At 63.3% G+C, this 1,350-nt stretch carries 2 protein-coding genes; both read right to left on the reverse strand.

Annotated features, from left to right (window positions below; translation table 11 throughout):
- Positions 1–446 (reverse strand): caspase family protein (locus EN939_RS34340; protein ID WP_245473280.1); only part of this gene is annotated, 446 nt, incomplete at its 3' end.
- Positions 447–570: 124 nt separating this feature from the next.
- Positions 571–1,140: an NADPH-dependent FMN reductase gene (locus tag EN939_RS34345; RefSeq protein ID WP_127271840.1), complete on the reverse strand. Its 570-nt coding sequence runs from the start codon at positions 1,138–1,140 to the stop codon at positions 571–573.
- Positions 1,141–1,350: the final 210 nt, after the last annotated feature.

A 1,350-nucleotide genomic window follows, 5' to 3' on the forward strand; every position in this document is an offset into this window, starting at 1 on the left:
GCGCCGCGCGCTTCACCGCTGCTGCCCGAGAAGGGATCGCTGCGGCAGGCGTCGAGCATGATCAGGCCGACCTTGGCCGTGGCGGCCACGCTGTCGCGCACCTCTTCCAGCGGCAGGCTGGTCTTCTCCAGCGCATCGAGCGAGGAGGCGTCGGCATCGATCGGGAGCAGCCGGTTGTCGCCCGAGATTTCCACGCCGTGGCCGGAGAAGTAGACCAGCGCCACGTCGGCGCCTTTGGCATCCAGGCGAAAATCGTCGAGCGCGCGGCGCATTCGCCGCAGGTCGCGATTGGTTTCGAGGATGACCTCGAAGCCGAGCTTCTTCAGCGCCGCTGCCATCGCCTCGCCGTCATGGACCGGATTGGCGAGCGGCCGAACCAGGCGGTAGCCGTCCTCGGCTATGATCAAAGCCACGCGTCGCTCAGCCACCGCGGCGGCGGTGCTCATGAGCATCAGCAGCAAGGCAAAAAGCAAGCGCAAGTCGAACCGCCCCCCGGCTTGTCCATTTGCGCGAACATTCCACCTCTTTATCGCATGAGCAAGCAAGGCTTTTGGTGAAAAGCCGCCACTTTCAAGCGCCCCGCAGCGGCTTCAGCGCCTCGCTCCAGCGCAACAGCTCGTCGAGCATGGTTTTGGCTCCGCCCTGCACCTGTTCGCTGGCGTTGAAAGCGCCGTTCTCATCGAGCAGTTTCTGGTACATCGGCAGCGCGACGCCTTCCGAGATCGGCATGACGCCGACCGATGTCAGCAACGGCTTCAGCGCTTGCGCCGCGCGCAGGCCGCCGGAGACGCCGCCATAGCTGAAAATGGCTGCAGGCTTGTACTTCCATTCACGCGAGAGATAATCGACCGCGTTGACGATCGCCGGCGCCACGAAATAATTGTATTCCGGCGCCACGAAGACGAAGGCGTCGGCGGCATCGATCGCTTTCGACCAGGCCTTGGTATGGTCGTTCTTGTAATTGCCGAGCCTTGGATGGTGCGGTTCGTCCAGCACCGGAAGCTTGAACGTATCGATGTCGGTCAGTACCGGCTCGAATTTTCCATGCTCGCGCGCGAACGTCTCCAGCCACTCGGCAAAAACCGGTCCGGCGCGGCCTGGCCGCGTGCTGCCGATGATGATGTTCAACTGGTGCTTCAAGGCGGGCTCCTAGGTCTGGCGGTATCTGTTGGTGACCTACGGCAGGACACGGCCGCGGACAAGGCGGCACCGCCATGGAGGCGGTCACAATCGGCTGAACGGATCGCCTGCTGTGACGCCTCGGGCTGTATATTTGCGCCTGCCGTTCGGTCACATGGACGCCCGCATTGCCAGCCATTACATTGGGGTATCAGCGGAGCAGCCCATGGA

Origin of the sequence: Mesorhizobium sp. M7A.F.Ca.CA.002.05.1.1 (genome assembly GCF_003998335.1) — a bacterium.
GTDB lineage: Bacteria > Pseudomonadota > Alphaproteobacteria > Rhizobiales > Rhizobiaceae > Mesorhizobium.